This window comes from Coleofasciculus sp. D1-CHI-01, assembly GCF_040218875.1.
Classification (GTDB): domain Bacteria; phylum Cyanobacteriota; class Cyanobacteriia; order Cyanobacteriales; family Coleofasciculaceae; genus Coleofasciculus.
The window spans coordinates 41208-47607 of record NZ_JAVJQP010000156.1 but is presented as its reverse complement, the minus strand read 5'-3'; the positions used below and the strand labels follow the sequence as shown (position 1 = coordinate 47607).

Sequence of the window (6400 nt, the reverse complement as noted above, 5' to 3'; positions counted from 1 at the left end):
TTGACCATCGGCAATGTCATCTGAACCATCATTTAAGTCATCATCTTGACCATCGGCAATGTCATCTGAACCATCATTTAAGTCATCATCTTGACCATCGGCAATGTCATCTGAACCATCATTTAAGTCATCATCTAAAACATCACTTTGATCATCCTCGTCTAAGCCATCGTCTTGACCATCACCTAAGCTATCGTCTTGACCATCACCTACAAGATCGCCTACAACATCATCTAAGCTATCACCTAAGCCATCGTCTTGACCATCACCTAAGTCATCGTCTTGACCATCACCTAAGTCATCACCTAAGTCATCACCTAAGTCATCGCCTAAGTCATCACCTAAGTCATCACCTAAGTCATCGCCTAAGTCATCGCCTAAGTCATCGCCTAAGTCATCGCCTAAGTCATCGCCTAAGTCATCGCCTAAGTCATCGCCTAAGTCACCGCCTGTCGTGCCAGTACTAAAAGGAGCAAAGGTAATGTTATTTAACGGATTATCTATAGAGGGATTACCTGTATCCGTGTTATTATTTTCTGCATCACTAGGATCGGTAACTTTGCCACTATTTTCTCGCAGTTGACCGTCTGGTCCATAGACGCCACCTGGTGCATATAAGTTGACCTCACCGCTAGAGCCTGGTCCTTGATTTAGCACCCTGATATCACCTACTGTGATTTTTCCGTCTCTAGTCTCTAGGGTAACTGTACCACCGTCTCCATTACCTTGATCTTGGCTATCTATATTATTGTTAATATCAATATCACCTTCTAGGGTGGATATTGTTACTGAACCTGCGCTTCTAGGAGGATTATTACTTCCTCCGCTATTATCGTTGGTTCTAATTTCACCCGTTGTTACGTCATTTCTAGCATATAAAGATACAGAACCAGCCGCTGTTTGACTGTTGGAACTCGTATCGATATTTCCCGTAGTAATACTGTTTCCGCTGATGTTGAGTCCACCTTTGGCTCTGATATTTTCCGTTGCGACAACATCACCATTATTTAAGGTAATTCCAGAACCTGATAATATTACCTGCTCACCATCCGTGTCCGCGATCGCTTGAGTTGCATGATCAATTCCGCCTCCTGTCAGCAGTTGAGGCAAAGAAGCTACATTACCATCCCAACTGCCTGGATTACCACTTACTGAGTCTACAGGTTCAAACTCTAAATTTAGCACCATTCCCGGTTGGCTGAGGCGCACCACCGTATCACCGGGTACTGTGGCGATAGTCACTTGACCATCTGGTGCTGAGAGCGTGCCTTCACTGACAACAGTGCCACCGATTAAGGCTAAGTTCCCACTATCAACTGTTAGGTTAGCAGAGCTAACGATTCCTCCGGGTTCAGACGTATTAAAGGCAAAAGAATTGTTAGGATTTCCTGCAAGCGTACTTGCGTCAATAGGACCTGTTGCATTAAACCACTGGTCATTGCCTAAACCAATTGATGTGGCGGTTGTGGCAGTAAAGGAACCTGGCACATCCAGACTTGCACCAGCTCCAAACACAATACCAGCCGGATTCATCAAAAAGAGATTGGGACTACCACCGTCTGCCAATACTTGGATGAGTCCGTTGATTTGAGACAGATCGCCACCCGTAACCCGACTCAGAATATTCTGAATATTAGCATCGACATTAAAAATAGCACTTTGATCTGAGCCAAGACTAAACTGATCAAAGCTGAAAATCTGATTGTTGCCAGCTTCAACGCCATTTTCTATTTTGAATTGGTTACCATCTTGGTTAACAGTCGTTCCGCTACCCTGCTCTGGAGTAACCTGTTGTGCTTGGACAACCTCAGCAAAGCCCAGAAGCCCGGTTAGACTATAGAGGGCTGCCAGTGATTGACTTATTCGGCGTATGGCTGGTTTCATCTGGCTCACTTGAAAAACAGTAAATGCTGAGTCTCCTAACTGCTGGTGTTGTCATGTTTCCTGGTGTGGTGCATAACCCGAACCGTTGCGGTAGGTAGCTAGTAGGAGTGTTTAGGCTGATCTGCTGATGATCTTGACTCTGGCTATTGTGTGTTGTATATATCTTAACCTATAGTCACCACTTTCTTGCCAAGAAAAATTTTCTCTGCACAAGCTTAATGATTGAGTTGTGACTAACGCTACACTCTGAGCTAGGTAGGAAAACCTATATTTGATTAATATTATCGACCTATCTTAAATCTCGATTATATTAAATATTGTGAATTTGTCGAGAAAAAGGCTAGAATCCGCATCCTTACGTCGATAAACTATGGAGAGCGTGCGTATGTACTGACAATTTTCTTGAATCCCTAGTCTCAATGGCATTCCAGCCTGCATGATTCCCCTGAAACTGACCCTGAAAAATTTCTTAAGCTACCGCGAAACGACTCTCGACTTTCGCGGACTGCATACGGCTTGTATCTGTGGCGCTAATGGCGCTGGCAAATCCTCTCTCCTGGAAGCGATTACCTGGGCGATTTGGGGACAATGCCGTGCTGCGTCGGAAGATGATTTAATCCATTCCGGGGCGAAAAATGTGCGGGTAGACTTCATCTTCCATAATAACCAACAAACCCATCGGGTGATTCGCAGCAAGCAACGGGGACAAAGCAGTTCCCTAGAATTTCAAATTGAAACCCCAGATGGATTTCGTTCTTTAACTGAAAAAGGATTACGGGCAACTCAACAGCTCATTCTGCATCATATTAAGCTGGATTACGATACCTTTATCAACTCCGCCTACTTGCGTCAGGGGCGGGCGGATGAATTTATGCTACGGCGTCCCTCGGAACGTAAACAAATCTTAGCCGATTTATTGAAACTGGATCAATACGAAACCTTAGCCGATCAAGCAAAGGATTTATCCCGCCAATTTAAAGGTCAAGCCGAACAACTGGACTCCAGTTTACAAGCAATTGGGCAGCAACTGGAAGAACGAGAGGCGACGCAGGAGCAACAATACGCCACTCAAACCACCTTATCTCAACTGCGCCAAGAGCAAGACACCGACCAAAGCCAACTGCACCACCTGCAATCTCTCAAACACCAACGCCACACCTGGGAACAACAACTCACCTTTGTCCGCCAGCAATACCAAAATCTTACCCAAGAGTGCGATCGCCTACACCAGGATATCACCACCACCGAAAGCCAAAAGCAGCAATTAGCCACGATTCTCGACCAGAATGATCAAATTAACACGGGTTATGCTGATTATCTCACCCTGCAACAGCGAGAAGAAAGTCTCAGCCAAAAATTCCACGCGGATCAAAACGCCCAGCGCCAAAAACAGCAGCACCAACAGCAACTCAACCAACAGATTCAGGAATTGAATCTACAAATTCGCCAAACCCAAGCCCAACTCGACGCCCTGCGCCCCCAAGAACAAGAAATTCAACAGATGCTTACCCGTTCTGGAGACGTAGCCGAAGCAGTGGAAAAACTCAAAGCCGCCCGCACCCGCCTCAACCACCTGGATCAACTTCAACTCGATGTCTCCCCTATCCTACAACGCCGCGCCGCCTTGCAAAGCGAACTTGATCGCATCCACGCCCGCCTCAGCGCCCGTTTAGACGAACTCAACGCCTCAGAAGATCAACTCTCGCACCAAATCGCTACTACCCCCCAACTGCGCCAAACCGTTCTGCAAGTTGTCGCCGAAATCAGTACCTTAGAAAAAAAGAAAGTCTATCAACAGCGCGTCCAAGAAAAAGGACTCGAACGCCGCAGCTTCCAGGAACGACTGCAAGAAAGCCAGCGCCGTTATGAAAAACAAATCGCCGAACTCACCCAGAAAATCCAAATGTTACAGGTTCAGGACGCTGTATGTCCCCTGTGCGATCGCCCTTTAGATGAAACCCATTCCCAGCACGTTATCCAGAAAACTAACACCGAACAGCAAGAAATTCAAGATCAATTTTGGGTGGTGCGAGAACAACTAGCCGTTTGTGAACGGGAACTGCAAGTCTTACGTCAAGAATACGCCCAACTCTCCCAAGAATTGGCACCTTTTGAACAATTACTCGAACAACGGGGACAACTCGAAGCCCGACTCGAAGCCACCGATGAGGTATATGATCGCCTCTACGACATCTCCGAAGAAAAGAAACAACTGGAGCGATCGCTGAGTGAAGGAACCTACGCCCTAGACATCCAAACCCAACTCCAAACCCTAGATCACCAACTCCAACAATTAAACTACAACGAACAAACCCACGCCCTCGCACGGGGAGAAGTGGATCGGTGGCGATGGGCGGAAATCCGCCAAGCCAAACTCGAAGACGCCCAGCGACGCCTAGAGAAAATTCAGGAACAAAAACCCCAACTGCAAGCCCAACTCGATCAGCTAAACCAATCCTTAGAGGAGTTACAAACCACCTCTCCCCTCAAACAGCAACTCGACGCGATCGAGGCACAAATTACCGAAATTGGCTACAACTTAGACACGCACAACCAACTCCGCACCTCCCTGCGACACGCCCAATCTTGGCAACTGCGCCATCAAGAATTAACCAAAGCCCAGGAACACTATCCCCAACTCTGTCAACGATTAGACAGCCTGACTCAAACCCTCGCCCAACGAAGTCGCGATCGCGAAACCCTAAATACACAACTCGCCGAAATTGTCAAGCAATTGGAACAGTATCCCGACACCAGCCGTGACATCCAAAGCTTGGAACAGCGCATCCTCCAGCGACGCCGACAACTAGATGAACACCTATCCCAAGTCGGGCGTTTACAACAGCGCTTAACCCACCTAGATACCCTGCAAACTCAATATCAAGCGCAAGAGGAACAGGTTAAAACCCTAAAACGGCAATATCGAGTGCATCAGGAACTCGCCAAAGCCTTTGGTAAAAATGGGATTCAAACGCTGATGATTGAGAACATATTACCCCAATTAGAGGCAGAAACCAATCAAATTTTATCCCGACTGACGGGAAATCAGTTACACGTCCAAATTGTCACCCAAAAAGCCGGAAAACGGGCATCAAAGCGTAAAAGTAAACTCATCGACACCCTGGATATTTTAATCGCCGACGCTAGCGGAACCCGTGCCTATGAAACCTATTCTGGTGGGGAAGCCTTCCGAATTAACTTTGCCATTCGCCTCGCCTTAGCCCGACTCTTAGCGCAGAGGGCGGGAACTTCCTTGCAAATGCTGATTGTCGATGAAGGCTTTGGTACACAAGACGCCGAAGGGTGCGAACGATTGATTGCGGCAATTAACGCGATCGCATCCGACTTTGCTTGTATCTTAACCGTAACCCACATGCCCCAATTTAAGGAAGCCTTTCAGACGCGAATTGAAGTGCAAAAAACCGAGCAAGGTTCACAGTTAAGTTTACTGATGTAACGCTTAAAATTATTGAACTGGGCGGTTGACTCGAATCACTTTTCCCCTTAAGGAGTCTTCCCGGAAAATAGCTTGATGAATTCGAGTTGCCATTCTCTCTCTATCTAAGTCATCTTTACAGGCAATAATACCCGAATGATCAGAAGATAAGCGGTGAAGTCGAAAAAAATCATTTCGATTTAGGGTTAAAACCGCACGATTTTCACTTGTAGCAAATTCCAAAACCTCTTGATCCGGAATTTTTTGATTTGCCTTTCCTGCTTCCTGTACAGTAAGTACATCATGACCAAAAATGCGTAAAAATTCCACAACCCGTCGGGGAAATTGTTCATCCGCCTAAAGACGTGCCATTAATCAATCTTCTTCGTTCTGTCGAATAGCGAGTTCAATCTCATCAGCATAGACTTCAGCATAAATCCAGGCATTCACTAAATCAGCAGCCGATAACGTGGGATAGTCTTGTAAAAGTTGAGCTTCACTAATCCCTAAACGGCGAGCATTGACTAACACCCAAACCGGAATGCGAGTATTGGCAATGCAGGCTGTTCCTCCACAGACACCAGGCGTTTTTTCAATTCCCTTCCAATTGTTATCGAAACTTTGGGCTAGGAGGTGAATAGCTTGAGCTTTTTCAGTAGGCTTTAGAGCAAGCAGTTGCGGTTCTAACTCTTTAATGTTCATTATTATAAATCATGAATTCTGGATAAAACAGAAAGTGATACATCAGTAAGAACGTAAGCCTTGCACCCCTACATTCGGGTAAACATAATCGGTTTGAGATTGGAATAATGTACCCGATGAGTTTCAGGTTGACCTAGCAGCCTTGGACAGAATGGAAGATGAGGCATTATGGAAAATTGCTCAAAGTCGAAAGACTGTAGCCGATATGGAGCGGTACAATATCCTACTCGATCGCAATCAAGAGGGTACGCTGACGGATGCCGAACGAACGGAACTAACAGCACTACGAACCGAGGCAGACTGCTTCATGCTGCGGAAAGCACAGGCAGCTGCACTACTGCGCTGGCGCGGACACCATGTACCTTTGCCCTAATTTCT

The 6400-nt window shown here is 46.4% G+C and carries 4 protein-coding genes and 1 pseudogene; 2 read left to right on the top strand and 3 right to left on the bottom strand.

All coding sequences use genetic code 11. The annotated features are described in order from the left end of the window. Positions 1-1884: two-partner secretion domain-containing protein (locus RIB93_RS27660; protein WP_446377719.1), on the bottom strand; the 1884-nt coding region annotated here is incomplete at its 3' end. A 436-nt stretch (positions 1885-2320) separates the two neighbouring features. Between RIB93_RS27660 and sbcC the strand changes: the two genes are divergently transcribed. Beyond that, positions 2321-5341, top strand: a complete 3021-nt coding sequence (gene sbcC, locus RIB93_RS27655; protein WP_446377718.1) for an exonuclease subunit SbcC — start codon at positions 2321-2323, stop codon at positions 5339-5341. Positions 5342-5350: 9 nt separating this feature from the next. On the opposite strand, the pseudogene RIB93_RS27650 reads toward sbcC, so the two are convergent. Next, positions 5351-5677, bottom strand: a pseudogene (locus RIB93_RS27650) (DUF5615 family PIN-like protein); the annotation flags it as partial. Between the two features lie 18 nt (positions 5678-5695). Further along, complete coding sequence (locus tag RIB93_RS27645) at positions 5696-6022, bottom strand: DUF433 domain-containing protein (RefSeq protein ID WP_446377716.1); 327 nt, start codon at positions 6020-6022, stop codon at positions 5696-5698. 142 nt (positions 6023-6164) lie between these two features. On the opposite strand from RIB93_RS27645, the gene RIB93_RS27640 reads away from it, so the two are divergent. Then, positions 6165-6395, top strand: a complete 231-nt coding sequence (locus tag RIB93_RS27640) for a hypothetical protein (RefSeq protein WP_446377714.1) — start codon at positions 6165-6167, stop codon at positions 6393-6395. The last annotated feature ends 5 nt before the right edge of the window (positions 6396-6400 follow it).